Here is a 25,557-nt window from a genome sequence, read left to right as displayed (position 1 = left end):
AGCGGCCCCGCCTCAGCTCTGGTTGAAGAAGCCGTCGGAGCGGTGCGAGGACGCCTCACCGCTGATGATCTCGGTGTCGGCGGGGGTCAGCAGGAACACCCGGTTGGAGACACGGTCGATCGAACCGCGCAATCCGAAGATGAGCCCCGCCGCGAAGTCCACGACGCGCTTGGCGTCGCCGGGCTCCATGTTGGTGAGGTTCATGATGACCGGGACACCCTCCCGGAACAGCTCGCCGATGGCGCGGGCGTCCCGGAAGCTGTCCGGGGTGACCGTGCCGATTCTGCGGTCCTTCTCGTCGGCCGTGTCCGTGGCCACCTTCACGCGCGGGTCGGTGACCCAGGCGTCCCCGGACTCGGAGCCCTCGGAGTAGTCGTCGTCGTAGTAGCGCTCGTCATCGTTGTCGTCGACGAGGCCGAGCCACGCACTCGCCTTGCGTACCGATCCCATGGACGCCTCCTCTCACAGCGTTCTTTCTTGCTTTCCGTATCCCTATGGTCATCCATGATGCGGACGGTGCGCCAAGTGGATAGACGCCGCGCGGGGGGTTTGTGACGGTACTGGTGCACAGCAGATCCGTCGAGAGTCCTTGTGCCCCAAGGGGCGAGACTCATACGGGTGCTGACTGAGAGTGAAATATGATGGTACGCGGCGGACGGGTGATGCACAGTGCGTATGGGTGAACCCCAACGTCGTACCACAGTACGGGCGAAACCGGCAGATCGCGCGTGCGGAATGCGGACGGTGTACCGGCGCGCGGGCTGAGGCCCGCGCCCTGGCCGCGACCACGGCCGGGTCCCGAGGATGGTGACACGTTATGACGGGCTGCTCATATGCGCCCTGACGACGGCTCAGGCGCCGCGCCGGCCCGGGACGCGCCGAGCCCCCGGCGGGGCCGGGGGCTCTTCGGCCGGCTTCGCCGGGGGCTCGGGCGCGGGGCAGGGCCGGAGGCCCTAGTTCTTCAGCTCCGGCGGGGAGATCCGCGACGTGTCGACGGCGGAGCCCGTCGTGCCCCACTTCTCGAGGATCTTGTCGTAGGTGCCGTCCGCGATCAGCTTGTTCACCGCCGCCCGGAAGGCCGGGGCCAGCGCGGTGCCCTTCTTGAAGGCGAAGCCGACGTCCAGGCGGTGGAACTCGTTGAGGAATCTCAGGCCCTGCTGGTGGGCGACGGCGTAGCGCAGCCCGTTGATCGTGGACATCACGACGTCGCTGCGGCCCTGCTGGAGCGAGGACCAGATCGCGCTCGTCTCCCCGTACGTCTGCACCCGGTAGGCCTTCTTGCCCGCGTCGGCGCAGACGTGCTTGTTCTCCTCCAGCGTGGCCTCGAAGGTCGTGCCGGCGGCGGTCGCGACGTTCAGGCCGCACAGCTGCGTCAGCCGTGTGATCTTCGAGAGCTTGCTGTCCTCGCGGGTGGCGAAGCCCTGGCCGTCGTTGATGTAGGTGACGAAGTCGATGGTCCTGCGCCGCTCGTCGGTGACGCCGAAGTTGCTCGCGCCGACGTCGTACTTGCCGCTGTCCAGGGCGGGCAGGATCGCCTCGAAACTCGCCTGCTCCAGCTTCGGCTCGATGCCCAGGACCCGGGCGACCGCCTTGGTGAAGTCGACGTCCTGGCCGGTGAGGGTCGTGCCGTCGGCGAGGTAGGTGGTGCCGGGCGGGGTGCCGCCGATGCTGACCGCGACGGTGAGGCCGGTGGTGCCCGCCGGCAGCAGCCTCGCCGCGGCCTCGTCCTTCTTCTCGGCGGAGACGACGTCCGTGGTGGGCACCTTGACGGACCCGGCCGCCACCCCGGAGGCGTCCGTGCCGTCCTGGTCGCCGGACCCGGAACCGCAGGCGGTGAGGAGCAGGGCGGCCGACGTGATGCTGACAAAAGGTAGGAAATGCCGATAGGCGGGCGTACGCATCGGGGAGCGGTCTCCTGAAGCCGAAGGGGGTGCGACAACGCGAGGGGAGGGGAGCGCGTGTGAAGGCGGAGAAGCAAGAGAACGCGAGTGCGCCCGCCGTGAGGGCGGGTGCGCGCAGGGGGTCAGCTCAACAGGAAGAGGACCACACGCGACCGAAGTCGATGTGGGAGCGGGTGACCAGCCACTGCTGTGGATGCATGGGCCAAGTGGAACAGGCATGCGGTTCTGCGTCAACCGAGTTGAGATGTACCGCTCACAGTATGGACAGCCTTGACAGCGGAGGGAAACGCCCCCGTACTCTCGGGGTGCGGCCCTGCTGAGGGGCTCGGCCGTAACGCGCCGTGCGGCGCGTTTCGTGTGAAGGCACCACCCCGTATCGACGACTCTCCCCCGCTCCCGGCCTCGCCGAGCGGGGGACCACCCCGTCACGGAGCCTTCGCATGTCATCCGACACCCTCGCCAAAGTCCCCACGGTCCCGGATCTGCCCGAGCCCGCGGACGTCCCCCGGATCGTCCCGCAGCGCCGGTACGGGCAGTGGGCCGCCGCCGTCGCCGTCCTCGTCGCGCTCGGCCTGGCCGTCAACTCGGTCGTACACAACAAGGCGTTCCAGTGGGACGTCGTCGCCGACTACTTCACCTCGGACTCCGTCCTGCGCGGACTGTGGCTCACGCTGTGGCTGACCGCGGTGGTGATGGTCCTCGGCTTCGCCCTCGGCACCCTGCTCGCCGCGTTCCGGCTGTCCGCCAACCCCGTGCTGCGCGCGGTCAGCTGGGGCTACGTGTGGCTGTTCCGGTCGATCCCGATCCTGGTGCAGCTCCTGCTGTGGTTCAACATCGGGGCGCTGTACCCGCAGGTGTTCGGCGTGCGGACCGTCAACCTCCTCGGCCCGGTGGCCGTCGCGATCGTCGGCCTCACCCTGCACGAGGCCGCCTACGCCGCCGAGGTCGTCCGCGGCGGGATCCTCTCCGTGGACCGCGGCCAGATCGAGGCGGCCCACGCCCTCGGCCTGAGCCGGTGGCGGCGCTGGTGGCGGATCGTGCTGCCGCAGGCGATGCGCTCCATCGTGCCGCCGGCCGGGAACATGCTGATCGGCACCCTCAAGGGCACCTCGATCGTCAGCGTCATAGCCGTCAACGACCTGCTGTTCTCCGCCCAGTTGATCTACCACCGCACCTATCAGGTGATCCCGCTGCTGATGGTCGCCACCCTCTGGTACGCCGTGGTCACCTCGCTGCTGGGCGTCGGCCAGTACTACGTCGAGAAGCGCTACGCCCGTGGCACGGAGAGCACCCGATGAGACAGCAGTTGGTGATCGTCGGAGCCGGGCCGCGGGGGACCGGCATCCTCGAACGCCTCGCCGCCAACGCGCCCGGCCTGTACACCGGTTCGGGCCTCGACATCCATCTGGTCGACCCCCATCCACCCGGCGGCGGACGCATCTGGCGCGAGGAGCAGTCGCCGCTGCTGTGGATGAACTCGCACGCCGAGGACGTCACCATGTTCACCGACGAGACGGTGGCGATGGACGGCCCGGTGCGCGAGGGGCCCACCCTGCACGAGTGGGCCCGGCTCGACGGCCGCGTCTTCGCCGGCCGCCGGGTCCAGGGCCGCTATCTGCGCTGGGTGTACGAGCGGGCCCTCGCCGACCTTCCCGCGAACGTCTGCGTGTACCACCACCCCCGGCGCGCCCTCCGGGTCGGCGGCCCGCGCGAGGGCCGGCAGCAGGTGTGGCTGGAGGGCCTCGCGCGGCCCCTCCTCGCCGACCTGGTGATCCTCACCCTCGGCCACCTGGACAGCGAACCGGACGCGGAACAGGACCGGTTGGCGCGGTACGCCCGCGAACACGGCCTGGTGCACCTGCCGCCCGACTTCACCGCCGACAGCGACCTCTCGCCGCTCGCACCCGGCGAACCCGTCCTCGTCCGCGGGTTCGGCCTGGCCTTCGTCGACCTGATGGTGCTGCTCACCGAGGGACGCGGCGGACGGTACGAGGGGCAGACGTACCTCCCCTCGGGGCGCGAGCCGGTGCTGTACGTCGGCTCGCGGCGCGGGGTGCCGTACCACTCCAAGATCGGCTACGACTGGACCGGCGACCGTCCCCCGCTGCCCCGGTTCCTCGGCCCCGCCGAGGTGGCGGAACTGCTGGCCCGGCCCGGCGGCTTCGACTTCCGCCGCGATGTGTGGCCCCTGGTCGAGAAGGAACTGGGCTTCGCCCACTACCACCGGCTGTTCACCGCCCACCCCGGGCGTACGGCGATGGCCTGGGCGGACTTCGAGAGGAAGTACGCGGTGGCCGGCGACCCCGCCGAGACGCGGGCGCTGGTCGCCGCGGCCGTACCGGATCCGGCCGACCGGCTCGACCTCGCCGCGCTCGACCGCCCGCTGGACGGCGTCCGGTACGCCTCGCACGAGGACTTCCAGGCGGGGCTCAGGGACTACGTCGAAGCCGACCTGGACCGGCGTCACGACCCCGCGCACAGCGCGGACCTGGGCGTCTTCCTCGGGTTGCTCTCCGTCTACGGACAGCTCGTGCGGCTCGGGGACATCGGGCCCCGGTGGCACGGGTTCTTCAGCTACCTGGCGTCCGGGCCGCCCGGGCCGCGACTGCGGCAGATGCTCGCGCTGTCCCGGGCCGGGCTGCTGAAGTTCGTCGGCGCCGGCATGACCGTCACCGCCGAGGACGGGGTGTTCCGGGCGGCCGGTTCCACCGTGCCCGGGTTCTCCGTCGAGGCCCGGGCGCTGGTCGAGGCCCGGCTGCCCGAGCCCACCGTCGGGCGGGCCCGGGACGGCCTGCTGCGCGAACTGCACGCCGACGGCGCCGCCGCGACCCCCGGCGGGCTGCTCCGGGTCGACCCCAGCGACGGCCGCGTCCTCGACGGCGCCGGGCGCCCGCACCCCCGGCGCTTCGCGCTCGGCCCGTACACCGACACCCGTGCCCCCGGTGCCTTCACCCGCCCCCGCACCGGCGGACCCGCGTTCCGGCAGAACGACGCCACCGCCCGGGCGGCGCTGGTCTTCCTGCGGGACCTGGCCGGCCGCCTGGCCGCCTGAACCCCTCGACTCGAAAAGGAACTCACCCGCCATGACCGTCATGGTCGACATCAGGTCGGTGCACAAGAGCTTCGGCCCGCTGGACGTGCTCAGGGGCATCGACCTCCAGGTGCGCGCCGGCGAGGTCACCGTCGTGCTCGGCCCGTCCGGCTCCGGCAAGTCCACGCTGCTGCGCACCATCAACCACCTGGAGAAGGTGGACCGCGGCGAGATCAGCGTGGACGGTGCGCTGATGGGCTACCGGCGCGCCGGGGACAGACTGTACGAGCTGCCGGAACGGGAGGTGCTGCGCCAGCGCACCCGGATCGGGTTCGTGTTCCAGAACTTCCACCTCTTCCCGCACCTCACCGTGCTGGACAACGTCGTCGAGGCGCCGGTGTCCGCGCTGAAGCGGCCCCGCGAGGAGGCGCTGGAGCACGCGCGCCGGCTGCTGGCGCGGGTCGGGCTCGCGGACAAGGCCGGCGCCTACCCCCGGCAGTTGTCCGGCGGGCAGCAGCAACGGGTCGCCATCGCGCGGGCGCTGGCGCTGGAGCCGAAGCTGCTGCTGTTCGACGAGCCGACGTCGGCACTCGACCCCGAACTGGTGGGCGAGGTCCTCGATGTCATCCGGGACCTGGCGGCGCGGGGCACCACGATGATCGTCGTCACGCACGAGATCGCGTTCGCCCGGGAGGTCGCCGACACGGTGGTGTTCATGGCCGACGGGAGGATCGTCGAGCAGGGTCCGCCGCAGGAGGTGCTCGGCGCTCCGCGGGAGGAACGGACACGGACGTTCCTGGCGAAGGTGCTGTGAGGATGGCGGACGTGGTCACCGCAGACGGCGCGGCCGGCACCGCGCCGGCCGTCCGGACGGCGTGGACGGCCTCCCGGCCGCGTCCGGGTGGCGGCCCGCCGTCGCGGCGCGAGCGGGAACCGGGAAGGCGCCCGGCATGAGCAGTCTGCTGCACCTCGCCGCCGCCGTGGACCAGCCCGGCACGCCCGACGCGGCCACCTGCGCGGAACTGGCCCTGCTCGCCGAGCGCGGCGGGCTGGACTTCGTGACGCTGGGCGACTCCTTCACCCGGCCCGTACCCGACGCGCTCGGCGTGCTGTCCCGGCTGGCACCCGCGACCCGGCGGATCGGGCTGGTGCCGACCGTCACCTCCGCCGACGGCGAGTCCCTCCAGGTGCGGGCCGCCGTGGCCGCCCTGGACCGGGTCAGCCGCGGGCGGGCCGGCTGGCGGACCGAGGTGCCGGCCACCGAGGAGGAGTCCCGGCTGTGCGGCCGGCCGCCCGCGGCGCCGCCGGAGACGCCGTGGCGGGAGGCGGGCGGGATCGCCGGCGCGGCGGCCGGGCCGGGGGACGGCTCTCAGGACGGCGCCGAGGTCCGGGGCGGAGTCCGGGACGCGGTCACCGGCCGGTTCCCGAACCGGGACCGCCCGCACCACGTCGGCTTCACCCGTACCGGGTCCCCGGTCCGGGCCCCCTCCACCGTGCCCCGGCCGCCGCAGGGCCACCCCGTCCGTGTGGGCGACGCCACCGACGACCACGCTCTCACCGTCGCCGCCCGGTACGCGGACGTGGCCCTGGTGCGGGCCGCGGACCCGGCCCGGGCCGCCGGCCTGCGCGACCGGCTGAGGGAACGGGCCCGCGCGGCGGGCCGGGACCCGGACACCCTGCGGATCCTGGTCAGCCTGCTGGTGGACCTCGGTGACGGCGAGTGCGCGGCCCGGCCGGGGCACGGCGGGGGCGGCCCGCGGCCCACCGCGCGGGGCCCGCTGTACCGGGGCGGCCCGGTCGATCTCGCGGAACTGGTGACCGCCTGGCACGCCGACGGCGTCACCGACGGCTTCCACCTGATCCCCGTCGAACCGCGCCGCGACCTGGAACGGCTGGTCAACGGCACGGTGGCGCTGCTCCAGCACCGCGGTCTGTTCCGCACCTTCTACCCGGGCAGCACCCTGCGCGAGCACCTGGGCCTCGGCCGGCCCGCCCACCGGTGCGCCGTGCTGACGGACCACCGCCGGCACCCCGCGCCCTGATCCGGCGACAGACCCCGGGCCTGCCGCTCCCGCGGGGGAGCGACGGCCGCACCCGAAAGGAGACAACGGCATGACGACGGACGCGTCCGACGCCTGGAAGCAGTGGCACGACAAGCGCGTGGAGGCGGTCACGGCTCCCTACGGACCGCTCGCGCTGACCGGGACCCACTGGATCGAGGACTATCCGGAGGGGCGACTTCCGGACATTCCCGGGACCTGGGTGGCCGAAGAGGGCGGGGTGACGCTCACCGCCGGCGACACCGACGGCCTCACCGTGGACGGCCGGCCCCTCGCGGGGACGGTCGGGCTGGCCGCCGACCGCGGCCCGGAGTCCGGAGCGCGGGTCGCGCTGGGCGGGAAGCGGCTGGTCGTCCTGGTCCGCGAGGGCGTCTGGGGAGTGCGCGTCTACGACCCCGGTGCACAGGCCCGCCGCGCCTTCCCGGGCATCGTGGCCGGCCCTTACGACCCGGACTGGGCGGTGCCGGCGCGGTTCACGCCGTACGACGCCACGCGCACCGTACGGGTCGGCAACGCGGACGGCCGCGAACGCGGGTTCGGCCTCGCCGGGGAGCTGCGCTTCACCCTGGCCGGGCGGGAGCGGACCCTGAAGGTCGCGCGGCAGGCGGACGGGGCGCTGTGGGCGGTGTTCGCCGACGCGACCAGCGGCGACACGAGCTTCCGGTTCCGCTTCCTCTTCGCCGGGGCGCCGGACGCCGAGGGGCGCACGACCGCCGACTTCAACCGCGCCCAGCTCCCGCCGTGCGCCTTCGCCGACCACTTCCTCTGTCCCTTCCCGGCCCCCGGGAACACGCTGGACGTGGCGGTGCCGGCGGGGGAGCGCCGGGTGGGCTGAACGGGGTGCGCACCCGGGGCCTGTGCGGGGCGTGTTGATGCTTTCGAGTGGTTCGGGGGCGACGGCCGAAAGGCACCCTTGTGCCGACCGGCCGTTCGGCCGAATACTCCCCCTCAGCGCTTGTCAGGGGCATGCGTATTTGGATCCGGTCGGTTCCCTGGCTGCGCCTCACGGGCCCCGACCCCACGCGGGCCCCTGACTTCCCTTGGAGGGAACGACACGTGAGGATCAAGCGCATCACTCCCCGCAACGGTGCCACGAGACGGACCCGGCTGACCGCCGTGGCCACCGGCTTCCTGGCCGCAGCGGCGTTCGCGGCCCCCACCGCCAACGCCAGCGACGCCCACACGTTCAGCGCCACCCAGCTGACCAGTGCGAGCGACTCCGTCCGCAAGGCCGACATCCCCGGTACGGCCTGGGCGGTCGACGGCAGGAACCACCGTGTCGTCGTCACCGTCGACAGCACGGTGTCCCCGGCCGAGATCGCCAGGATCAAGCAGCAGGCCGGCGCCGACGCGGGCGCGCTCACCATCAAGCACACGCCCGGCAGGTTCAAGAAGCTGATCACCGGCGGCGACGCCATCTACGGCGGCGCCTACCGCTGCTCGCTCGGCTTCAACGTGCGCAGCGGCAGCACGTACTACTTCCTGACCGCCGGGCACTGCGGCGAGGTCGCCTCCACCTGGTACAGCAACTCCAGCAAGACCACGGTGCTCGGCACCAACGTCGGCTACAGCTTCCCGGGCAACGACTTCGCACTGGTGCGCTACACCAACTCCTCGGTGGCGCACCCGAGCGCGGTGGGCAGCCAGACCATCAGCAGCGCGGCCACCCCGTCCGTGGGGACCACCGTCTACCGGCGCGGTTCCACCACCGGCACCCACAGCGGCCGGGTGACGGCGCTGAACGCCACGGTCAACTACGGCAGCGGTGACGTCGTCTCCGGGCTGATCCAGACCACCGTCTGCGCCGAGGGCGGCGACAGCGGCGGCCCGCTCTACGGGGGCAGCGTGGCCTACGGTCTGACCTCCGGCGGCAGCGGCGACTGCACCTCCGGCGGTACGACCTTCTTCCAGCCGGTCACCGAGGCGCTGAGCTACTACGGGGTGACCCTGCCCTGACAGCCGCCGGGGTCCGCTCCGGTGACACGAGCCCCCGCCGGCCGAGCGCGAGCGGGGGCTCCGCCGCGCCCCGGCCCGGCCGACGCGGGCTCCCCGGGCAGCCGGTGTCATGTCCCCGAGGACCGCCCGCGGCGGGTGTTTGCGCAGGTGGGAGGCGCCCGAACGGGAGTCGTACATACGTTCGGGAATGGGGGTATGGTGGGGTGAGGGAGTTGGAACAGATGTTCGAGAGCCGTTCGGGGCTCACGAGTGCGGGAGGTGTGCGTGCCGGGCTTCGCGCATCTGCACACCGTCTCCGGGTTCTCCCTGAGGTACGGAGCGTCCCACCCGGAGCGGCTGGCCGAGCGTGCCGCGGAACGGGGCATGGACGCCCTCGCCCTGACCGACCGCGACACCCTCGCCGGCACGGTGCGCTTCGCCAAGGCCTGCGCCGGCGCGGGCGTCCGTCCGCTGTTCGGCGTGGACCTGGCGGTGCGGACGGGACGGGACGTACGGCGGGACCGGCGGCGCACCCCGGTGCGCGGCGGCGCCTTCGTGGACGAGTCGGCGCCCCGGGTGACCTTCCTCGCCCGGGACGGCGCCCGTGGCTGGGCCGGCCTGTGCCGGCTCGTCACGCAGGCGCACGCCGGCGGGGGCACGCCGCTGCTTCCCTGGTCCGCGCACCAGGAGGACGGCCTCGTGGTGCTGCTCGGTCCGGGATCGGACGTGGGGCGCGCGCTGGCCGCCGGGCGGCCCGACCGGGCGGCGGCGCTGCTGGCCCCGTGGCGCGAGATCTACGGCGACGCGCTGCGCCTGGAGGCCGTCTGGCACGGCCGTACCGGCACGGGGACCGGCTCCCTGCGGCTCGCCGCCCGTACCGTCGGCTTCGCCGCCGAGCAGGGGATCCGGCCGGTGCTCAGCAACGCCGTCCGGTACGCCGATCCCGGCCAGGGGCCGGTCGCCGACGTGCTGGACGCCGCGCGCCGTCTGGTGCCGGTCGACCCCCGGGGCGAGCTGGACTCCGGCGAGGCCTGGCTGAAGGACCCGCAGGCCATGCTGGGGGTCGCCGAGCGGGTCGTGGAGGCCGCCGGGTTCCGCCGGGACACCGCCCACCGGCTGCTGGAGCAGACCCGGGCCACGGCCGCCGAGTGCCGGGTGGACCCCGAGGACGGCCTCGGCATCGGCACCGTCCACTTCCCCGAGCCGCACCTCGTCGGCGCCGGCCTGCGCACCGCGCAGCGGACGCTCGCCTCGCGGGCGACGGCGGGGATGCTGCGGCTCGGGTACGGCGGCCGGCGCGCGTACTGGGAGCGGATGCACCATGAGCTGGACATCATCGCCCACCACGGCTTCGCGTCCTACTTCCTGACGGTCGCCCAGGTGGTCGACGACGTACGGGAGATGGGCATCCGGGTGGCCGCGCGGGGCTCCGGCGCCGGATCGCTCGTCAACCACCTGCTCGGGATCGCGCACGCCGACCCGGTCGGGCACGGGCTGCTGATGGAGCGCTTCCTGTCCAGGGAGCGCGTCGTGCTGCCCGACATCGACATCGACGTGGAGTCCGCGCGGCGGCTGGAGGTCTACCGGGCGATCATCGGCCGGTTCGGCGCGGAGCGGGTCGCGACCGTCTCCATGCCGGAGACCTACCGGGTCCGGCACGCGATCCGGGACGTGGGCGCCGCGCTGTCCATGGACCCGGCCGAGATCGACCGGATCGCCAAGTCCTTCCCGCACATCCGCGCCCGCGACGCCCGGGCCGCCCTGGCGGAGCTGCCCGAGCTGCGGCGGCTGGCGGGGGAGAAGGAGAGGTTCGGCAGGCTGTGGGAGCTGGTGGAGGCTCTCGACGCCCTGCCGCGCGGCATCGCCATGCATCCGTGCGGGGTGCTCCTGTCCGACGCCTCCCTGCTCGCCCGTACGCCGGTGGTGCCGACCAGCGGCGAGGGGCTGCCCATGTCGCAGTTCGACAAGGAGGACGTGGAGGACCTCGGGCTGCTCAAGCTGGACGTGCTGGGGGTGCGGATGCAGTCGGCGATGGCGCACGCGGTCGCCGAGGTGGAGCGGGCGAGCGGGGAGCGGATCGACCTGGACGCGGTGCCGCCGGAGGATCCGGAGACGTACCGGCTGATCCGGTCCACCGAGACCCTCGGGTGCTTCCAGATCGAGTCGCCGGGGCAGCGGGACCTGGTGGGGCGGTTGCAGCCGGCCACCTTCCACGACCTGGTGGTCGACATCTCGCTGTTCCGGCCCGGCCCGGTCGCCGCCGACATGGTGCGGCCGTTCATCGAGGCGCGGCACGGGCGGGCGCCGGTGCGCTGTCCGCACCCGGACCTGGAGGAGGCGCTGAAGGGGACGTACGGGGTCGTCGTCTTCCACGAGCAGGTCATCGACATCATCGCCGTCATGACCGGCTGCGGCCGGGGCGAGGCCGACCGGATGCGGCGCGGGCTGTCCGATCCGGAGACGCAGGGGCGGATCAAGGTGTGGTTCGCCGAGCGGGCGGCGGCCAGGGGATACGCCGCAGAAACGATTCAGCAGACCTGGGGGACCGTGGAGGCCTTCGGTTCGTACGGCTTCTGCAAGGCGCACGCGGTCGCCTTCGCCGTACCCACCTACCAGTCGGCCTGGCTGAAGGCGCACCACCCGGCCGCCTTCTACGCCGGGCTGCTCACGCACGACCCCGGGATGTATCCCAAGCGGCTGCTGCTGGCGGACGCGCGGCGGCGCGGGGTGCCGGTCCTGCCGCTGGACGTGAACGCCTCCGGGGTCGCCCATAAGATCGAACTGGTGTCCGAGTCCCCGGCGGTGTGGGGGCTGCGCCTCGCCCTCTGCGACGTGCACGGCATCAGCGAGGCCGAGGCGGAGCGGATCGAGGACGGCCAGCCGTACGCCTCCCTGCTGGACTTCTGGGAGCGGGCCCGGCCCAGCCGGCCGCTGGCGGGACGGCTCGCCCAGGTGGGGGCGCTGGACGCCTTCGGCGCCAACCGGCGTGACCTGCAACTGCACCTCACCGAGCTGCACCGGGGCGCCCGGGGCGGTGGTGGCGGCCAGCTCCCGCTCGCGGGAGGCAGGAGGACCGCGCCGGCCGGCCTGCCGGACCTCACCCCGGCCGAGCGGCTCAGCGCCGAGCTGGGCGTGCTGTCCATGGACGCCTCCCGCAATCTGATGGACGACCACCGGGAGTTCCTCGACGAGCTGGGCGTGGTCTCCGCGCGCCGGCTGCGCGAGGCGCGGCACGGCGAGACCGTGCTGGTCGCGGGCGCCAAGGCGGCCACCCAGACCCCGCCGATCCGCTCCGGCAAGCGGGTCATCTTCTCCACGCTGGACGACGGCACGGGACTGGTCGACCTCGCGTTCTTCGACGACTCGCACGACACGTGCGCCCACACCGTCTTCCACTCCTGGCTGCTGCTGGTGCGCGGAGTGGTGCAACGCCGCGGCCCGCGCAGCCTGAGCGTGGTGGGTTCCGCCGCCTGGAACCTCGCCGAACTGGTGGACGTACGCCACGAGGAGGGGCTCGACGGGGTCGCCGCCCGGCTGGCCGGCCCCCCTGCCGGCGACGGAGCCCCGGCGGGATCTCCGGCGGGTTCCCCGGCGGAGGGCGACGGCGGTCCGTCCCGGGCCCGGCTCGCCGGTTCGGACGGACTGCCGGCCCCGGCGGGTTCCGCGGCCCAGGACGCGATGGACCGGCGGCGGATCCGCCTGCCCACGGGGTACGAGATGCACCCCTGGGCCGATCTGCGCCCCGCGGGCGAAGGGCCCGCGGTGGGAAGGAAACTGTGGCACCAGAGCCCGGGGAGTGCGGGATGACCATTCTCTGCGTACGTTTCCAGCTGCCGCCGGCGCACGAGGCGGCCCTGCCGGAACTGCTCGGACTGCTGGAGGAGTTCACGCCGGTCGTGGAGGCGCTGCCCCCGGACGGGGCGCTGGCCGACCTGCGAGGTGCCGAGCGGTACTTCGGGCGCGGTGCGGTGGAACTGGCCTCGGTGATCCGGGTACGCGCCCTCGCGCGGTACGGCGTCGACTGCGTGATCGGCGCCGGGCCGGGCCCGATGCTGGCCCGCGTGGCGCTGCGCGACGCCCGGCCGGGGGTGGCCTGCGCGGTGCCCGAGGACCCCGACGGCATCGCCGGGTTCCTCGCCGGCCGCCCGGTGTCCGCGCTGCCCGGCGTCGGCGCGGCGACCACCCGCACCCTGGACGAGTACGGCCTGGACACCCTGGGCCGGGTCGCCGCCGCGCCGCTGTCCACGCTCCAGCGGCTGATCGGCGCGAAGGCGGGCCGGGAACTGCGCGAGAAGGCGGCCGGCGTCGACCGCGGCCGGGTCGTCCCGAACGCCGTCTCCCGCTCCCTGGCCACCGAACGCCCCTTCCGGCGGGACGAGCTGGACCCCGGCCGCCACCGCCGCGCCCTGCTCTCGGCGGCCGAGGAACTGGGCGCCCGGCTGCGCGCCCTGGGCAAGGTCTGCCGCACCCTGACCCTGACCGTGCGCTACGCCGACCGCTCCTCGACCACCCGCAGCCGCACCCTGAAGGAGCCGACGGCGCACTCGGCCGAGCTGACGAGGACGGCCTGCGGCATGTACGAGTCCCTGGGCCTCCAGCGAGCCCGGGTCCGGGCGATCGCCCTGCGCGCGGAGGACCTGGGGGCCGCCGAACAGGCCTCCCACCAGCTCACCTTCGACCCGGTGGACGAGAAGGTCCGCCGCATCGAGGAGGTCGCGGACCGCGCGCGGGCGAAGTTCGGGCCGCGGGCGGTGATGCCGGGGCGACTGGCCGCCTGACTCCCGCGCTCCGGGCGTCGGTCGGCCCACGGCGGGGTGAGGCGCCTACCGTCGGCCGGATCCGCCGCCAGGCCGACGGGGGCGGTGACCCACAAGATCGCGGTGTGCTCGGCCGGATTCTCCAGGCCCAGGGCCGTACCGGAGTCGACGGTCACCGTGTCGCCCGGGGTGATCCGCTCGGTACGGCCGTCGAGCGTGACCCGCAGCTCGCCGATGAGCAGGTGCAGGACCTCCTCGCGGGTGACGGTGCGGACCGGGGCCTTCGTCCCGGCCGGGATCTCTCGGGGTGACCAAGCAGGCGGCGAGCCGGCTGGTGGACGAGATCGTACGCAAGGGGTACGCGGAGCGGCGGCCGCATCCCGAGGACGCGCGGGCGCGGCTGGTCGTGCTGACCGAGCGGGGACGGGCGCGCACCCGGGCCGCGCAGGAGGCGGCCGCCGAGGTGGTGGAGCGCCGGGGCGACCTGCTGGGCGGGGGTGAACGCCGCCTGATGCGGGAGCGGATGGCTCGGATCGCCCCCGTGGCCCCATCAGGCCCGCCTGGTGACGATGTGCCGGCCCGGCGGCGAGCCGCCGCCCACCTGGCCGCCGGTCACCGCCGGAACTTTTTACCGACGCGTAACTTCACACATCCACTACCCGCCCGTAACTTGACGAATGAACAGCATCCCGTGATCCGGATCACAGGTTGAGGCCGTGCACCTCCCTTGAGCCGCAAGGAGATCCCACGATGCTGCCCTGGAAGCGAGTGCTCAGACCCGTCGCCGCCCTCCTCCTGACCGCCGCCCTCGCCGCCGTACCCGCCGCCACCGCCAGCGCCTCGGACACCACCGCCCCGAGCGCGGGCTGGAACGACTACACCTGCAAGCCCTCCGCCGCCCACCCCCGCCCCGTCGTCCTCGTCCACGGCACCCTGGGCAACTCGGTCGACAACTGGCTCTCCCTCGCCCCCTACCTGGAGAGCCGCGGGTACTGCGTCTACTCCCTGGACTACGGTCAGCTCCCCGGCGTCCCCCTCTTCCACGGCCTCGGCCCCATAGACGAGTCCGCCGGACAGCTGGCCGCCTTCGTCGACCGGGTGCTCGCCGCGACCGGCACCGCCAAGGCCGACCTGGTCGGTCACTCGCAGGGCGGCATGATGCCCCGCTACTACCTGAGGTTCCTGGGCGGGGCGGACAAGGTGAACGCGCTCGTCGGCATCGCCCCCGACAACCACGGCACCAGCCTCAGCGGCCTCACCCGGCTGCTGCCCTACTTCCCCGGCGCCGAGGACCTGCTGCGGGCCACCACCCCAGGCCTCGCCGACCAGATCGCCGGCTCCGCGTTCCTCACCCGGCTCAACGCGGGCGGCGACACCGTCCCCGGAGTGCGCTACACGGTCATCGCCACCCGGAACGACGAGGTCGTCACCCCCTGGCGCAGCCAGTACCTGACCGGCCCGGACGTCCACAACGTGCTGCTCCAGGACCTCTGCCCGCTCGACCTCTCCGAACACGTCGCGATCGGTCTGCTCGACCGGATCGCCTTCCACGAGGTGGCCAACGCGCTCGACCCGGCCCACGCCACCGCCACCACCTGCGCGTCGGTGTTCAGCTGACGGCCACCGGGGCCTGACCGGCCTGAGCCGCCGGACAGGCCCCGGACACCGCCGCGAGGCGTGGCTGACGGCCGCTCGCCGAAGCCACGGGGTGTGCGGGCGCTGCCCCCAGCAAACCGCGGAACCGCCCGCCGCGGGTGGCCGGAGGAGATCCTTATGGTGCCGTTAAGGCAGTGCTCAGGCTGCGCTGAGGTGGGCGGCGCCGGCCGGGCGCCGCGGGGTCAGCCCTCGGGCCACCAGGTGCGCGCGATGTCCCTGCGCACCTCGGGGCGTCCCGCGGGGGGCTCCTCCCCCTCCTCGCGGATCCGGCGGCTGTCCGTCCTCTTCAGGGGCTTCTGCACGGTCACGCGGCGCATGGCTGCCTCCTCCAGTGCCTACCGGGTTCCGCGTTGTCACGGAGGTAGACGCCTGGGGCGAGAGTTCCTCATCGGTTCCGGGCTGTCAGTGGCGGCAGTCACGTCCGCCCTGTCAGTGGCGTGTGCCACTCTGCGGGCATGACGAACGGGAAACGGCACAGGGCCGAGGCTGCCCCGGAAGTGGACTGGGACGCGCAGGCCGCCGCCTTCGACGACGAACCCGACCACGGCCTGGGCGATCCCGCGGTCCGCGCGGCCTGGGCGGCCCGGCTGCGGACCTGGCTGCCCAGTCACCCCGCCGACGTCCTCGACCTCGGCTGCGGCACCGGCAGCCTGGCACTCCTCGCCGCCGAACAGGGCCACCGGGTGACGGGCGTCGACCGGTCGCCCGCGATGGCCGGGCGGGCCCGCGCCAAGCTCGCCGGGCGCGACGCGGAGATCCTGTGCGGGGACGCCGCGAGCCCGCCGGTCGGCGACCGCCGCTACGACGTCGTCCTCGTACGGCACGTGCTGTGGACACTGCCGGACCCCGCCCGCGTCCTGCGGCACTGGCGGGGCCTGCTGCGGCCCGGGGGCCGGTTCGTGCTGACCGAGGGCGTGTGGGGGACCGTCACCCAGGTCGGCATACCCGCCGAGCGGCTCACCGCCCTGCTCCTGCCGCTCACCGCGGACGTGCGCGTGGAGCGACTGTCCGGTGACCCGCTGCTGTGGGGGAAGGCCGTGACCGACGAGCGGTACACGGTGGTGGCGACGGTGTGACACCGCGGGTGCCGGCGGGTCAGGCCAGCAGCTCCTCGAAGCCGCCGTCCCGGGCCAGCCCCTCCAGGGTGTCCAGCGCGGCCACCGCGGCGGACGCGGCACGCGGGTCCGCCTGCGTGAGCCCGCTCCCGGCGAACTCGTCCTCGTCCAGCCGCCGTACGTCCCGCCCGTCCGCGGAGCGCCACAGGTCCAGGTCGAGGTCCTCCACGACCAGCTCGGTGCCGGACAGGACCGCGGGCCGGGCGACGTCGCAGTACCAGCCCTTGAGGGCACCGTCCGCGCCGCGGACCTCCTTCACGGCGTACCACCGGTCCCGCCAGTAGTACTCGGTGAACAGGTCACCCGGCTCGAAGCGCACGAACCCGAAGTCACGCACCCCCGAACCCGCCCAGCGGGCACGTACGGCGATGCGGGTGCCGTCGTCCCGGAGCAGCTGAGCCGGGTAACGGATCTTCGTACGGCCCCCCTTGACCAGGACGACCTCCAGCCACCGCACGGGTTCAGCCGAGTTCGCGGACACAGCGCACCTCCGACGCGCACTTCTCGTGGCCGGCCCTGGCCGGCTCCCGGTCCAGCAGCGGATGGTTCCGGCCCTCCCGGACCCAGGCGTCGTAGTCCGTCATCTCGGCGCTCACGTCACCCGGTTCGTCCCGCACCGTCCGCGCGTCCAGGTCGAACAGCGGCCGGGGGGCGTCCGCGAAGTCGGCGGTGGTGCGCAGTTCGACGGCGGGCGGGACGCCGGGGCGCAGGTCGCGCACGAGCAAGGTCATGCGGTGGACCGTACGGGGCGCGAGGACGGGACCGCCTCCCCATTTCCGCGCCGGGTGCGGGACAATCGGGCCGTGAGCCTGAAGATCCGCATCGATGACAGCGCGCCGCCGTACGAGCAGGTGCGGGCGCAGATTTCCGCACAGGCGCGGTCCGGCGCCCTCCCCGTGGGGTACCGGCTGCCGACCGTGCGGGGGCTGGCCGAGTCCCTGGGGCTCGCGGTGAACACGGTGGCGAAGGCCTACCGGGCACTGGAGGGCGACGGGGTGATCGAGACACGCGGACGCAACGGCACGTTCCTGGCCGCCGCCGGCTCGGCCGCCGAGCGGGAGGCGTCGTCGGCCGCGCAGGCGTACGCGGAGCGGGTGCGCAGGCTCGGGCTCGGCGAGGACGAGGCGCTCGCCGCTGTACGGGACGCCCTGCGGGCGGCCTACGCGGGATAGCCCCCGCGCCGGGCCCGAGCGGTCACCGCGGTCGCACGGGCTCCGGAGTCCGTGACACCGTCAGTCCCGCCCGGCGCGCCAGCGCCGCGAACACCTCCGCGTCCCGCACCGCCGCGCCCCCGGGGTCGTTGTTGAAGTACGCGTACACGTCCTCCCCGCCGGTCCAGGCCGTCGCGACGCGGTCCACCCAGGTCTCCAGGGAACGCCGGCCATAGCGGGGCCAGGGCTGGGCGCGGCCCTGGTGGAAGCGGACGTACCCCCAGTCGGCGGTGCGCCACAGCGGGCCGGCCGGACGGGCCAGGACGTCCGCCCAGCACAGGGCAGCGCCGCGGGACTCCAGCACCCGCCGCAGCTGCGGTGTCCACCACGAGTCGTGGCGGGGCTCCACCGCGACCCGTGTGCCGGCCGGGAAGCGGGCCAGGCACGCGTCCAGCAGGGGCGGGTCGGCGCGCAGGGTCGGCGGGAGCTGGAGGAGGACCGGGCCCAGGCGGTCGCCGAGGCCCGCCGCGTGGGTCATCAGCCGGTGGACCGGCTCCTCCGGGTCCTTCAGGCGCTTGATGTGGGTGAGGAAGCGGCTGGCCTTGACCGCGACGACGAAGTCCGGCGGGACGCGGTCGCGCCAGGCGGTGAAGGTGTCGTACGACGGCAGCCGGTAGAACGCGTTGTTGATCTCCACCGTCGCGAACAGCCGTGTGTACTCCTCCAGCCACAGCCGCGTAGGGACACCCGCCGGGTAGACGAGGTCCCGCCAGTCCTTGTACTGCCACCCCGACGTGCCGACGAACACGGTCATACCCTCATGAAAGCATCACAGGTACAGGCCCGCGTCCGCGCCCTCCCGCGCGCCCGGCACGGACGTCGGTGCGGTGCCCCGGCGCAGCGCGTACAGCTCGGCCAGGGTCGCGCCCTCGCGGCCGACGCCCTCCTCGGTACCGAGCCAGTTCACCGCCTCCCGGTGGGTCAGCGGGCCCACCTCGACGCGGGCCAGGCAGCGGCCTGGGCGGACCACGGCCGGATGCAGGCGCTCCAGGTCCTCGTTGGTGGTGACGCCCACCAGGACGTTGCGGCCCTGGCCGAGCAGGCCGTCGGTGAGGTTGAGCAGCCGGGACAGGGCCTGGCCCGCCGTGTGCCGGGCCTCACCGCGGATCAGCTCGTCGCAGTCCTCCAGCAGCAGCAGCCGCCAACGGCCCTTGCCGGCACCGTCGTCCTCGCCGATGGCGATGTCCATCAGATAGCCGACGTCGGAGAAGAGGCGTTCGGGGTCCAGGACGCAGTCCACCTGGCACCAGTCCCGCCAGGAGCGGGCCAGGGTGCGCAGCGCGGAGGTCTTCCCGGTGCCGGGCGGACCGTGGAGCAGGAGCAGCCGGCCCGCGATGTCCTCGGGGGTCGTCTTCATGAGGCGGTCCATCGCGTCCGCCACCGGCGCCGTGTAGTTGGGCCGCACCTCGTCCCAGGTGCCCGCCGAGATCTGGCGGGTGGTGCGGTGCGGGCCGCGCCGCGGGGAGACGTACCAGAACCCCATCGCCACGTTCTCCGGCTGCGGTTCCGGCTCATCGGTCGCGCCGTCCGTGGCCTGGTCGAGGATCCGCTTCGCCAGCTCGGCACTCGTCGCGGTGACCGTGACGTCGGCGCCGCGGTTCCAGCGGGAGACCAGCAGGGTCCAGTCCTCGCCCTCGGCGAGGGTCGCGCTGCGGTCGTCGTCACGGGCGACCCGCAGCACCCGGGCGCCCTCCGGCAGCAGGGACGCGCCCGAGCGGACGCGGTCGATGTTCACCGCGTGCGAGTACGGCTGCTCGCCCGTTGCGAAACGGCCGAGGAACAGCGCGTCGACGACGTCGGACGGCGAGTCGGAGTCGTCGACGTGGAGCCGGATCGGCAGAGCGTCGTGCGGGTTGGCAGCCATGCCGCCATGATCCGGCACGGACGCGCTCCGCGCACGGCATTTCCGCCGCTGGTTCCCGGTGTCCCGGAGACGGTTCCCGGTGTCCCGGGACCGTTGCCGTTGTTCCGGCCGACACCTGCCCGCCGCCCCGCTCCCCCCGTTACTGTGGTCCGCGATGGGACGCCCTGGCGGGGACGCGCGAAGGCGGCGGTGGCGGTTCACCGCCCTGCTCGGCGCGGCGCTGGCCGCGCTGGCCCTGCTGGTCCCCCTGCTCGGCACGCTGCCCGGCGGCCCCCGCACCGCCCGTGACGGCGACAGGCCGCACGGCACCCCGGCCGCCCCGGCCGGGAGACCCGGACCGGACGTCGGCTGGGGCTTCACGCACACCCGGTACAGCGCCGACCGGGGTTCGCCGGCCGCCATCGCGCGCGTCACCCGCCTCCTCGGCCGGGACGGCGGGCTCACGCAGAACCAGCACATCATGGGCTGGGGCGCCGACAACCCCGAACCGGCCAGGGGGCGTTACGACTTCGGCGCGCTGGACCGGCGCATCGGCCTCGTCCGCGCCTCCGGCGGCACCCCGGTGATCACGCTGTGCTGTGCCCCGGACTGGATGAAGGGCGGTGCGGCCGGGGCCGGCCGCACCGACTGGAGCCGGGCCGCGCTGGAGAGCGCCCCGCTGCCCGGCCACTACCAGGACTTCGCCGACCTCGCCGCGACCGTCGCCCGGCGCTACCCGGACGTGCGGCACTTCATCGTCTGGAACGAGTTCAAGGGCTTCTGGAACGACGCCGGTTCCCGCTGGGACTACGAGGGCTACACCCGGATGTACAACCTCGTGTACAAGGCGCTGAAGAACGTCGACCGGGACATCATGGTCGGCGGCCCGTACCTGGTCATGGACAGCGTCGGCCCGCACGACCCGAACGCCTCGACCGCGCTCAGGGGCCCCTGGGGTGCCATGGACCAGCGGGTCCTGGACGCCTTCGCCTACTGGAACACCCACCGGGCCGGCGCCGACTTCACCGTGGTCGACGGCTCCAGCTACACCCGCGACGACGCGCTGCTCCCGGACGAGTTCGCGGCCACCGCCAAGTTCACCGCCGTCGGCGCCTGGGTACGGCGGCAGACCCGGGACCTGCCCCTGTGGTGGGCCGAGTACTACGTCGAACCCGGCGACGGCGACGGTGCGCGCACCGGCTGGAGCGAACCGCACCGCGTCGCCGTCCAGGCCACCGGCCTGATCGCCATGGCCAGGGGCGGCGCCGGCTCCGGCTTCTACTGGAACCCCGAGGAGCGGGCGGGCCCGTGCCCCGGCTGCCTGTGGACGCCGACCGGCACCGCCGGCGGCGGCCGGGAACTGCCCCTGTACGGCCTGCTGTCCCGGTTCGCGAGCGCGTTCCCGCCGGGCACCCGGTGCGCGGCCGTGTCCGTCGCCCCGCACGACGCGCCTCACGTCCGTGTCCTCGCCACCCGCAGCACCGTCCTCGTCGTCAACACCCTCGCCCGGCGGATCGGCGCACGCGTCGACGGCAGGCGGTTCGAGATGGACGCGTACGAGGTGAAATGGCTCGACCGCTGAGCCGCGCACCCTCACTTCAGCGTCACGAACCGCTGCACCAGCGAGGCCAGCACCAGCCCCAGCAGCGGCAGCGCGAACCAGAAACCGCCCTGCACCAGCCGCAGCCGGCGCACACCCGGCCGCACCGCGACCCGGACCAGCTCGCGCGCGGCCAGCAGCAGGACCAGGACGGCGGCGGCGAGAGCGCCGGCCACCGACCACGGTGTCCATGTGACCTGCGGCCCGGCCGGCCCCGGTCGTGGCGCGGGCACCGCTCCCGCCGGCCGCTCGCGCAGCGCGTACACCGCGACGTCCTCACCGGCCAGGACCCTCGTCAGTTCCGGCCGGCCGTCCAGCCGCCTGACCAGCCGGCGCTGCCAGGCCGCCGGGTAGCCCGCGTCCAGCTCCAGGTACGTCGCCTGGCTGCGGTCGACCATCAGATACGAGTGCGGTCCGGCGTCCTGGAGCGCCTTCACCAGGCCCGACACCAGCCGGGGGTCGGCCGGTGCGCGCGTCGGCACGTAGGTCACCCGCTCCATGTCCCGCGCGCCCCACGGCAGCGCCGGCGTCACGTCGTCGACCGGGTCCTGGCTGAGCCACAGCAGCCGTACGGTCGGCCGGTCATGGGCGTACACCCAGTCCATGGCCGCGACCTCGCCCGGCCTGACCCGTTCGAACGGCTCGTTGCCCCAGCGGGCCACCAGGAAACCGCCCATCAGCAGCAGCCCGGTGAGGAGTACGGCCGGCGGGGCGAGCCGCGTCCGCACCTCGCGCACGGCGGCGGCACCGGTGCGCGGGAAGAGGGCGAGTCCGCCGAGCAGTGCCGCGCCCGGCACCGCGAACATGAAGACGCGCAGCGCCATCTCGCCGCCGTACGACTGCATGCCGAAGCCGAGGAACGGGACGAACACGAGGACCGGCAGGGACCGTTCCCGGTACCGGTGCAGGCGGCGCCGCCACCAGCCCCAGCAGGCCAGGCCCAGCACCGAGCCGGCCAGCAGCACCCGGGTGTACAGCACCAGCTTGTGGGTCGGGCTGCCGCCCTGGATACGGCCGGAGACGGAGGTGGAGACGTTGCCGCCGACCCCGCCCACCCCGCCGAAGAGGTCGTCGAAGTGCCCGGACCAGTACGGCTCGGCCATGAAGCCGACCCAGACCGCCACCAGCAGCCCGAACAGCAGCGGCAGCCCCGGAAGTTCGCACCGGCCGAGCAGGACGAGGACCGTGAGCACGCCCAGCATCATGAACGGGGTGAGCTGGTGCGCGGGCACCGTCGCCGCGTAGAGCGCCATCAGCACGAGCAGCAGCACGGCCCGTTGCCGCCGGCCGGCCGGCTCCACCTCGGCCTCGCCCGGGCAGCGTGACGTCCGGATCATCCGGGGCGGGCGGAACCAGACCAGCAGGATCGCCACGAACACCAGGTACAGCAGATAGGTGAAGCCCTGCGGGGAGAAGTAGTCCTGGCCGACCCAGCCGCTCAGCGCGAAGATCCAGACGCCGGTCCACTTCGCCCGCCAGCTCGCGCGCATCGCCCGGGTGAGCAGGAACATCGGTGCCAGATAAGCGAGTTGCATGACCGTCGGCCACCAGCGGATGACCTCGGTGAAGTCGGTGATCCCGCATGCCCGGCCCGCGAACGCGGCCAGCGCGAAGAAGCCCGGCCAGCTCCAGCGGGCGTCCAGGTCGGGTACGGCGGAGCCGGTCCGGTCGATGTGGTCGAGGAAGCCGAGGTGCTGCCAGGCCGTCGGGAACCGCGGTTCGGTCTCGATCACCGCGGGCAGCGCGTGCAGACAGACCACGGTCGCCAGCAGGGTGAGCAGCAGCAGCGCCCGGTGTTCGCGGCGCAGCCGGAGCAGCGCGGCGAACACGGTGACCAGCAGGGCCGCCCCGGCCAGGGTCGGCAGGGGCAGCACCGAGACCAGCCCGAGCCCGTCCATCCGGTCCAGGTGCGTCTCGCCGAGCCGCAGCGCGGGCACCCAGTACAGCGCCAGCGCGGCCACCAGCAGACACCCGAGGAGCAGCCCGGCCCGGGTGTCCCCCTCGCGCACCCGCGCCGGGCCGGGCCGGGGCGCCGGGGCGGCCGGGGTGTCGCCGCCGGAGCGCCGCCGGGAACGGGAGAAGGGCTCCAGGTCGGCGAGGTCGCCGTCCGGTGCCGTGGTGTCCGGCACGGTGGTGGGCGCGGACCGCATCGTCCGCCACAGCCTCGGCGCGGCGACGGCGACGACCACCGCGAGGCTGGAGACCTCGGCGACGCCCGCGCCGGTCAGCCCCAGCCGGGGCAGCAGCAGGACGGTCAGGCCCAGCACCAGCACGCACAACAGGCCCTGCAGCCAGGCCAGCCCGGCGGTGCGGCTCTGTGCGCGCAGCACCGCGAAGTGGGTCTCCAGCACCGTCCGCAGCACCGTGCCGACCGCGGACCAGCGCAGCAGCGGGGTCGCGGCGTCCGTGTAGCCCTCACCGAACACACCGAGGATCCAGGGCGCCCCGAGGAACAGCAGACCCGCGACCGGCAGCGTGATCCGGGCCATCCGCCGCAGCGCGGCCCGGGTGTCGGAGGCCAGCCGCGCCGGGTCGTGCGAGCCCTCGACGGTGAGGGAGGCACCCATGTTGACGGCGAGCAGGTTGGTCGTGCCGGCGATGGTGGCGGTGATGTAGAAGTACGCGTTCTGCTCGGAGCTGACCCGCGCGGCGATGATCACCGGCACGAGGTAGACGACGGCGAGGGAGAACAAGGAACCGGTGTAGTCCCCGGCCAGGAACCGGCCTATCTCCCTCGGCGTCGGCGGGCGGGCCAGGTTCGCGGTGGCCCGCACGTGCCGGGGGACCAGCCGCCGGAACACCAGCCAGCCCAGCGGCACCACCGAGGTGGCGATCGCGGCCACCCAGGACACGAAGACACCGGTGGCCGGCAGGGCGGCGGCGAACGCGGCGAGCAGGGCCAGTTTGACCGCCGAGAACACGGTGTTGCCGACGGGCACCCAGGGCGCGCTGCGCAGCCCGGTGAGCACACCGTCCTGGAGGGTGAGGACGTTCCAGGCGACGACGGCAAGCACGAACCCGAGCCCGCTGAGGGTGCCGTGCAGGAAGCGGTACGACGGCCCCCACGCGTCCAGGGTCAGCAGGAAGATCCCGGCGGCGGCCGCCACGACCAGCGAACCGCCCGCGTAGGTACGCAGCACGAGCCGCCCGGTGCGGTCACCGGAGACGGGGATGAATCGGGCCAGGGCACCGGTCAGGGTGACCGCGGTCAGCCCGGCGAGGAACTTCATCGCGGCGATGGCGGCGGAGCCCATCCCGACCGCCGACTCGGAGTAGTAGCGCGCCGCGGCCAGCCAGAAACCGAGTCCGAGGACGGCGGAGATGCCGGTGTTGAGCATCAGCGCGTAGGCGTTGCGGAACAGCGGACTGCCGCTGCCGCCGCCGCCGGATCGGCCGGTCCCGGGTGCCGTGGCGCCGGGCGCGGTGGTCGTCGTGGTCGCGGTGGTTGTGTCAGACACGGCTGGAGAGGGCCTTCCGGCGGACCTGGCGGGCTCTGCGGACGACGGCGTACCCCTTGGTGAGGACGCGGTCCCCGGCGAAGTCCCGGGCGAGGCGGCGGCCTTCGAGGAGCCGCCCGAACTCCTCGGCACCGGTGCCGCGGCGGACCGTGACACGACGCAGCGCGTACGGTCCCTGGCGGCGGCGGGCGAGAGCGTTGCCGACGGCGAGCGCCTGGGCGTACCCGGCCGCGCGCACCGCCTGGCGGACCCGCCGGCTGGAATAGCCGTACGGGTAGGCGAACGACGTCGGCGGGGTGCCGAGTTCGTCGGTGACGATCCGGGTGCAGCGGTCCAGCTCGGCGCGCAGTCCGCCGTCGGGGAGCTGGTCGAGCTGGGGATGCGTGTGACTGTGCCCGCCGATCTCGAGCCCGGCGGCGGCCAGTTCACGCACCTGCGGCCAGTCGAGCATGGTGTCCGGGGCGCCGCCGGTGTCGTGGGCGCCCCGGAGCCAGCCGGTGGCGACGAACACGGTGGCCGGGAAGCCGTGTCTCGCCAGGACGGGCAGCGCGTGCCGGTGCACGCCCTCGTAGCCGTCGTCGAACGTGATCAGCACCGGCCGGGCGGGCAGCGGACGCCCACAGCGCCAGCCGGCCGCCAGGGCGGCGGTGGTCACCGGGGTCAGCCCCAGAGCGTCGATGAGCGCCATCTGCTCCGCGAACGCCTCCGGCGCGACCGACAGGGCACGGGTGGCGTCGTCGGGGGCGGTGGCGACGGAGTGGTACATGAGGATGGGCACGGGTGCGTCACTCACCGGAACCCCCGGGTGCCGGCGTCCGCGGGGGCGCCTGGACGGGGGATCGGGACGGGTTCTGGGCCGGTGCCCGGGCCGGTCCGCGGGGTGGTTCCTGGGTCGGTGTCCGGGGTGGGGTCCGGGTCGGGTTCCGGATCGGTGGCCGGGGCGGCTCATCTGCCGGTCCGCGGGACGCTTCCTGGGCCGGTGCCCGGCTC

General features: G+C 73.9%; 21 protein-coding genes and 2 pseudogenes. 13 read left to right on the top strand and 10 right to left on the bottom strand.

Features of this window, described 5'->3' with window-relative positions; genetic code table 11:
• Nucleotides 1-12: 12 nt before the first annotated feature.
• Nucleotides 13-450 carry a cell division protein SepF gene (locus ACGFT1_RS04990; RefSeq protein ID WP_356821894.1) on the bottom strand — a complete coding sequence of 146 codons (438 nt, stop codon included), beginning with the start codon at nucleotides 448-450 and terminating at the stop codon, nucleotides 13-15.
• Nucleotides 451-953: 503 nt separating this feature from the next.
• Nucleotides 954-1,901, bottom strand: a complete 948-nt coding sequence (locus tag ACGFT1_RS04985; RefSeq protein WP_373907586.1) for an ABC transporter substrate-binding protein — start codon at nucleotides 1,899-1,901, stop codon at nucleotides 954-956.
• Between the two features lie 440 nt (nucleotides 1,902-2,341).
• On the opposite strand from ACGFT1_RS04985, the gene ACGFT1_RS04980 reads away from it, so the two are divergent.
• The 8 genes from ACGFT1_RS04980 (at nucleotide 2,342) to ACGFT1_RS04945 (ending at nucleotide 13,705) form a co-directional block, all read left to right on the top strand.
• Nucleotides 2,342-3,199 carry an amino acid ABC transporter permease gene (locus ACGFT1_RS04980; protein ID WP_373907585.1) on the top strand — a complete coding sequence of 286 codons (858 nt, stop codon included), beginning with the start codon at nucleotides 2,342-2,344 and terminating at the stop codon, nucleotides 3,197-3,199.
• Complete coding sequence (locus ACGFT1_RS04975; RefSeq protein ID WP_373907584.1) at nucleotides 3,196-4,953, top strand: FAD/NAD(P)-binding protein; 1,758 nt, start codon at nucleotides 3,196-3,198, stop codon at nucleotides 4,951-4,953. Before ACGFT1_RS04980 ends, ACGFT1_RS04975 begins: the two co-directional genes overlap by 4 nt.
• 31 nt (nucleotides 4,954-4,984) lie before the next feature.
• Nucleotides 4,985-5,746, top strand: coding sequence for an amino acid ABC transporter ATP-binding protein (locus ACGFT1_RS04970; RefSeq protein ID WP_373907583.1), 762 nt, complete (start codon nucleotides 4,985-4,987; stop codon nucleotides 5,744-5,746).
• Between the two features lie 136 nt (nucleotides 5,747-5,882).
• Nucleotides 5,883-6,974, top strand: coding sequence for an LLM class flavin-dependent oxidoreductase (locus ACGFT1_RS04965; RefSeq protein ID WP_373907582.1), 1,092 nt, complete (start codon nucleotides 5,883-5,885; stop codon nucleotides 6,972-6,974).
• 70 nt (nucleotides 6,975-7,044) lie between these two features.
• Entirely contained in the window at nucleotides 7,045-7,827 is a 783-nt protein-coding gene (locus ACGFT1_RS04960) for a DUF1684 domain-containing protein (RefSeq protein ID WP_373907581.1), read from the top strand.
• A 221-nt stretch (nucleotides 7,828-8,048) separates the two neighbouring features.
• A complete protein-coding gene (locus ACGFT1_RS04955; RefSeq protein ID WP_373907580.1) occupies nucleotides 8,049-8,948 on the top strand; it encodes a S1 family peptidase in 900 nt (299 codons plus the stop codon).
• Nucleotides 8,949-9,212: 264 nt separating this feature from the next.
• Nucleotides 9,213-12,734 carry a DNA polymerase III subunit alpha gene (locus tag ACGFT1_RS04950; RefSeq protein ID WP_373907579.1) on the top strand — a complete coding sequence of 1,174 codons (3,522 nt, stop codon included), beginning with the start codon at nucleotides 9,213-9,215 and terminating at the stop codon, nucleotides 12,732-12,734.
• On the top strand, nucleotides 12,731-13,705 hold the full coding sequence (locus tag ACGFT1_RS04945; protein ID WP_373907578.1) for a hypothetical protein: 975 nt from the start codon (nucleotides 12,731-12,733) through the stop codon (nucleotides 13,703-13,705). Before ACGFT1_RS04950 ends, ACGFT1_RS04945 begins: the two co-directional genes overlap by 4 nt.
• 20 nt (nucleotides 13,706-13,725) lie before the next feature.
• On the opposite strand, the pseudogene ACGFT1_RS04940 reads toward ACGFT1_RS04945, so the two are convergent.
• Nucleotides 13,726-13,986: pseudogene (locus tag ACGFT1_RS04940) on the bottom strand (cupin domain-containing protein); the annotation flags it as partial.
• On the opposite strand from ACGFT1_RS04940, the pseudogene ACGFT1_RS04935 reads away from it, so the two are divergent.
• Nucleotides 13,986-14,251, top strand: a pseudogene (locus ACGFT1_RS04935) (MarR family winged helix-turn-helix transcriptional regulator); the annotation flags it as partial. The pseudogenes ACGFT1_RS04940 and ACGFT1_RS04935 sit on opposite strands and share 1 nt — an antisense overlap.
• Nucleotides 14,252-14,434: 183 nt before the next feature.
• Complete coding sequence (locus tag ACGFT1_RS04930; protein ID WP_373907577.1) at nucleotides 14,435-15,301, top strand: esterase/lipase family protein; 867 nt, start codon at nucleotides 14,435-14,437, stop codon at nucleotides 15,299-15,301.
• A gap of 221 nt (nucleotides 15,302-15,522) precedes the next feature.
• On the opposite strand, the gene ACGFT1_RS04925 is transcribed toward ACGFT1_RS04930, so the two are convergent.
• The gene (locus ACGFT1_RS04925; RefSeq protein ID WP_373907576.1) at nucleotides 15,523-15,657 is read right to left on the bottom strand and encodes a hypothetical protein; all 135 of its coding nucleotides are present in this window, start codon (nucleotides 15,655-15,657) and stop codon (nucleotides 15,523-15,525) included.
• 138 nt (nucleotides 15,658-15,795) lie between these two features.
• Between ACGFT1_RS04925 and ACGFT1_RS04920 the strand changes: the two genes are divergently transcribed.
• A complete protein-coding gene (locus tag ACGFT1_RS04920) occupies nucleotides 15,796-16,416 on the top strand; it encodes a class I SAM-dependent methyltransferase (protein ID WP_373907575.1) in 621 nt (206 codons plus the stop codon).
• Nucleotides 16,417-16,435: 19 nt separating this feature from the next.
• Here the strand turns inward: ACGFT1_RS04920 and ACGFT1_RS04915 are convergent, their stop codons facing one another.
• Both ACGFT1_RS04915 and ACGFT1_RS04910 read right to left on the bottom strand, forming a co-directional pair.
• Complete coding sequence (locus ACGFT1_RS04915; protein WP_373907574.1) at nucleotides 16,436-16,936, bottom strand: DUF402 domain-containing protein; 501 nt, start codon at nucleotides 16,934-16,936, stop codon at nucleotides 16,436-16,438.
• Nucleotides 16,917-17,186 carry a hypothetical protein gene (locus ACGFT1_RS04910; RefSeq protein ID WP_373907573.1) on the bottom strand — a complete coding sequence of 90 codons (270 nt, stop codon included), beginning with the start codon at nucleotides 17,184-17,186 and terminating at the stop codon, nucleotides 16,917-16,919. The genes ACGFT1_RS04915 and ACGFT1_RS04910 overlap by 20 nt, the downstream gene beginning before the upstream one ends.
• A gap of 72 nt (nucleotides 17,187-17,258) precedes the next feature.
• Between ACGFT1_RS04910 and ACGFT1_RS04905 the strand changes: the two genes are divergently transcribed.
• The gene (locus ACGFT1_RS04905; protein WP_373907572.1) at nucleotides 17,259-17,627 is read left to right on the top strand and encodes a GntR family transcriptional regulator; all 369 of its coding nucleotides are present in this window, start codon (nucleotides 17,259-17,261) and stop codon (nucleotides 17,625-17,627) included.
• 22 nt (nucleotides 17,628-17,649) lie between these two features.
• Here ACGFT1_RS04905 and ACGFT1_RS04900 read toward each other — a convergent pair whose 3' ends face one another.
• Together ACGFT1_RS04900 and ACGFT1_RS04895 are read right to left on the bottom strand one after the other, a co-directional pair.
• Nucleotides 17,650-18,420, bottom strand: coding sequence for a DUF72 domain-containing protein (locus tag ACGFT1_RS04900; protein ID WP_373907571.1), 771 nt, complete (start codon nucleotides 18,418-18,420; stop codon nucleotides 17,650-17,652).
• 15 nt (nucleotides 18,421-18,435) lie between these two features.
• The gene (locus ACGFT1_RS04895) at nucleotides 18,436-19,530 is read right to left on the bottom strand and encodes a DUF5925 domain-containing protein (protein ID WP_373907570.1); all 1,095 of its coding nucleotides are present in this window, start codon (nucleotides 19,528-19,530) and stop codon (nucleotides 18,436-18,438) included.
• A gap of 154 nt (nucleotides 19,531-19,684) precedes the next feature.
• Between ACGFT1_RS04895 and ACGFT1_RS04890 the strand changes: the two genes are divergently transcribed.
• The gene (locus ACGFT1_RS04890; RefSeq protein WP_373907569.1) at nucleotides 19,685-21,091 is read left to right on the top strand and encodes a xylan 1,4-beta-xylosidase; all 1,407 of its coding nucleotides are present in this window, start codon (nucleotides 19,685-19,687) and stop codon (nucleotides 21,089-21,091) included.
• 11 nt (nucleotides 21,092-21,102) lie between these two features.
• On the opposite strand, the gene ACGFT1_RS04885 is transcribed toward ACGFT1_RS04890, so the two are convergent.
• Together ACGFT1_RS04885 and ACGFT1_RS04880 are read right to left on the bottom strand one after the other, a co-directional pair.
• On the bottom strand, nucleotides 21,103-24,567 hold the full coding sequence (locus ACGFT1_RS04885) for a lipopolysaccharide biosynthesis protein (protein ID WP_373907568.1): 3,465 nt from the start codon (nucleotides 24,565-24,567) through the stop codon (nucleotides 21,103-21,105).
• Nucleotides 24,560-25,360 carry a polysaccharide deacetylase family protein gene (locus tag ACGFT1_RS04880; RefSeq protein WP_373907567.1) on the bottom strand — a complete coding sequence of 267 codons (801 nt, stop codon included), beginning with the start codon at nucleotides 25,358-25,360 and terminating at the stop codon, nucleotides 24,560-24,562. The genes ACGFT1_RS04885 and ACGFT1_RS04880 overlap by 8 nt, the downstream gene beginning before the upstream one ends.
• Nucleotides 25,361-25,557 lie beyond the last annotated feature (197 nt).

Origin of the sequence: Streptomyces sp. Y20 (assembly GCF_043195475.1) — a bacterium.
In the GTDB taxonomy this organism is placed as follows: domain Bacteria; phylum Actinomycetota; class Actinomycetes; order Streptomycetales; family Streptomycetaceae; genus Streptomyces.
This window is presented reverse-complemented; position numbering and strand designations above follow the sequence as displayed.

Excerpts from the sequence above, each read along its gene's own strand:
- ACGFT1_RS04990 (WP_356821894.1), bottom strand. The coding sequence starts at position 450 with ATGGGATCGGTACGCAAGGCGAGTGCGTGGCTCGGCCTCGTCGACGAC.
- ACGFT1_RS04985 (WP_373907586.1), bottom strand. The coding sequence starts at position 1,901 with ATGCGTACGCCCGCCTATCGGCATTTCCTACCTTTTGTCAGCATCACG.
- ACGFT1_RS04980 (WP_373907585.1), top strand. The coding sequence starts at position 2,342 with ATGTCATCCGACACCCTCGCCAAAGTCCCCACGGTCCCGGATCTGCCC.
- ACGFT1_RS04975 (WP_373907584.1), top strand. The coding sequence starts at position 3,196 with ATGAGACAGCAGTTGGTGATCGTCGGAGCCGGGCCGCGGGGGACCGGC.
- ACGFT1_RS04970 (WP_373907583.1), top strand. The coding sequence starts at position 4,985 with ATGACCGTCATGGTCGACATCAGGTCGGTGCACAAGAGCTTCGGCCCG.
- ACGFT1_RS04965 (WP_373907582.1), top strand. The coding sequence starts at position 5,883 with ATGAGCAGTCTGCTGCACCTCGCCGCCGCCGTGGACCAGCCCGGCACG.
- ACGFT1_RS04960 (WP_373907581.1), top strand. The coding sequence starts at position 7,045 with ATGACGACGGACGCGTCCGACGCCTGGAAGCAGTGGCACGACAAGCGC.
- ACGFT1_RS04945 (WP_373907578.1), top strand. The coding sequence starts at position 12,731 with ATGACCATTCTCTGCGTACGTTTCCAGCTGCCGCCGGCGCACGAGGCG.
- ACGFT1_RS04930 (WP_373907577.1), top strand. The coding sequence starts at position 14,435 with ATGCTGCCCTGGAAGCGAGTGCTCAGACCCGTCGCCGCCCTCCTCCTG.
- ACGFT1_RS04925 (WP_373907576.1), bottom strand. The coding sequence starts at position 15,657 with ATGCGCCGCGTGACCGTGCAGAAGCCCCTGAAGAGGACGGACAGCCGC.
- ACGFT1_RS04920 (WP_373907575.1), top strand. The coding sequence starts at position 15,796 with ATGACGAACGGGAAACGGCACAGGGCCGAGGCTGCCCCGGAAGTGGAC.
- ACGFT1_RS04910 (WP_373907573.1), bottom strand. The coding sequence starts at position 17,186 with ATGACCTTGCTCGTGCGCGACCTGCGCCCCGGCGTCCCGCCCGCCGTC.
- ACGFT1_RS04900 (WP_373907571.1), bottom strand. The coding sequence starts at position 18,420 with ATGACCGTGTTCGTCGGCACGTCGGGGTGGCAGTACAAGGACTGGCGG.
- ACGFT1_RS04895 (WP_373907570.1), bottom strand. The coding sequence starts at position 19,530 with ATGGCTGCCAACCCGCACGACGCTCTGCCGATCCGGCTCCACGTCGAC.
- ACGFT1_RS04890 (WP_373907569.1), top strand. The coding sequence starts at position 19,685 with ATGGGACGCCCTGGCGGGGACGCGCGAAGGCGGCGGTGGCGGTTCACC.